Origin of the sequence: Vibrio sp. OPT46 (assembly GCF_015163535.1) — a bacterium.
GTDB lineage: Bacteria > Pseudomonadota > Gammaproteobacteria > Enterobacterales > Vibrionaceae > Vibrio > Vibrio alginolyticus.
This window is the reverse complement of the sequence record NZ_JADDYG010000334.1, coordinates 1-2,145: the sequence shown is the minus strand read 5'-3', so window position 1 is coordinate 2,145 and position 2,145 is coordinate 1. Positions and strand designations below refer to the sequence as shown.

Below are 2,145 nucleotides of genomic sequence, written 5' to 3'. Positions count from 1 at the left end.
GCTTCTCATTCTGTTGATTACCGCAGTCGCCGACGTTGGGAAACGTTTTGTAAACCCATCACGATTGAAGATGATGTGTGGATTGGCGGTAACTCCGTCATTAACCAAGGTGTAACAGTTGGCGCTCGCTCGGTGATTGCAGCTAACTCGGTAGTCAACCATGATGTGCCGCCAGATTGTCTATACGGAGGCACGCCAGCTAAGTTGATTCGTCGTCTCAACGAAGAAGAGTAAGAATCGATAGTGATGGCATGATGACTCGCTTTACAGGCGTAAGAGAATCATGCCAGCAGAAAGGGATAATTCATCAAGGAGTCTAAGATGTCGAACAAGACAGAAGTCCTCATGTGCCCTACATGTGGGGTAGAAACGCATCATGTCGTGGTGTTAGTTAGAAAAAAAAGTGGCTTTGAAGGCGATAAAAATCGCAACAAGAAAGAGTTCATCGCTGGCTTTCTCAAAAGTGTAGTGTTCGGCGCCTTCCTTGCATCTATGGATGAATTTGAACGTCACTTGATCTGCGAAAACTGTGGTCATAAAACCATTCAACAGTAACTGATAGTCTTTCTTTCTCTGCATAAGTTCATAAGTGCGGTTTGAAGCACTGGTTATTCAAATCGCATTATCCTCTTTTAGTGCTTTTGCTCTTCTTATGTTCCTCTCTCAAAAATGAGTCACATCAGTACGCATTTTAACCGCTTGGATGCAGGTAACTCACTGCTATGTAAAATAAATTTTGGTGGGAAATACGTGTTTCAGCTCGATGTTTAACCTCTGTTTATCGACACGTTTTGAGTCAGTAAACACTTAAATTTCGTTTACTTTATGTTGTACGCGGTGTGATTGTGTGAAATTGGTCACATTAATGTTTAATTTGTGAAAAAATAATTAATGAATAATAATTCACAAATATGCTGACCGTGTGTGCTATTTAGTTTTGACTTATCTTTTGAATATTCACTTGGTGAATGTTTTGTTGTTTTTAGATTGACTGAAAGTTTGATTTTCTATTCAAACTTGTGAAAGGTTGAATCGATATATTAGAAAACATGAATTTGATCTTGTTTCTATCTTTTGTTTTAAATGCGAAATTCATTATTAACAACGGATGGTTTTGATGATTTCTCTTATGTGTATCCCACCAATTTTAGAAATTGAAAATTAAACTTTCTCAATACAATAACGACTAAAATTAAACGGAATGATGTTCTTATATTTTTATTGTATTTTAACTTATACATTTTGACTCATTCATTTTAACTGTTTTTGTTGATTTTAAGTTGTTGATAATAATTGTCTTTTAAATTTTGTTTTAATGGCGTTGCTTTGCTGCTTCTTTAATGTTGTGGTGTGTGGATTTATTTATAAAACGTCATTTTAAAGTACGTTTTTAAGCAAAGTAGAACGTGACAATACTAAGATAAATAGTATTAAAAAATTAAATAAGGATTTAACCATAAGAGTAATTTTATGGTTGATAGGTTTATTGGGGTTGATTATCTGAATTTTTATGGAATTTCATCCCAATAATCTGTTTGTCTTTAAGTTTATTCTAATAAACTTAATTCTCATGGAAGTTTCAAAACATGCAGCACACAACAAAGTGGATGATGACGCCGCTTGCAATGTTGTTGGGTACGCTGTTTTCAGCGCCATCATTCGCGGTGGAAACGAGTGTAATTGATAGCACCAGCACGCCTGAATCTACACAAAATGAAGGAGACACGTCCTGTATTGTTTGTAAGTTTAGTGGGGCCGTTTACCTATCTTACGATACAAACATTTACGATAAAGACGACTACCGTTCTGTCCGCAATTTCTCGTGGGGAGGCGATCTCGTTTATTCCTTTTCGAGCGACACAAAAGCCTATTTTTCTACGGGGGGCTATCGTGCCCTAGAAGATGAAGTCGGCACCTACGCGACAGATTCGGTGTTGGGCTTGCAATACACGAACCTATATCGCTTTGGAGATACAGGGAAAATCGGCGTTGCGGGTCAGCTCACCATTCCAACTTCAGAAACATCTCGTAAAGATGAACTGCACACCGCGGTTCGTTTAGATGTGCCGATCTCTTTTTCAGCTTGGAGCGTCGATTTTTCGGTTTCGCCAAGACTGAGAAAAAATTTCCACGAATACAAAACCA

At 37.8% G+C, this 2,145-nt stretch carries 2 protein-coding genes and 1 pseudogene; all 3 read left to right on the top strand.

Features of this window, described 5'->3' with window-relative positions; translation table 11 throughout:
* The coding region (locus tag IQR33_RS15600; protein WP_265575790.1) for a DapH/DapD/GlmU-related protein at positions 1-234 on the top strand (234 nt) is incomplete at its 5' end.
* A gap of 87 nt (positions 235-321) precedes the next feature.
* Positions 322-555 (top strand): hypothetical protein, encoded by a 234-nt coding sequence (locus tag IQR33_RS15595; protein WP_005393681.1) that lies wholly within the window; start codon positions 322-324, stop codon positions 553-555.
* Positions 556-1,586: 1,031 nt separating this feature from the next.
* Positions 1,587-2,145: pseudogene (locus IQR33_RS15590) on the top strand (hypothetical protein); the annotation flags it as partial.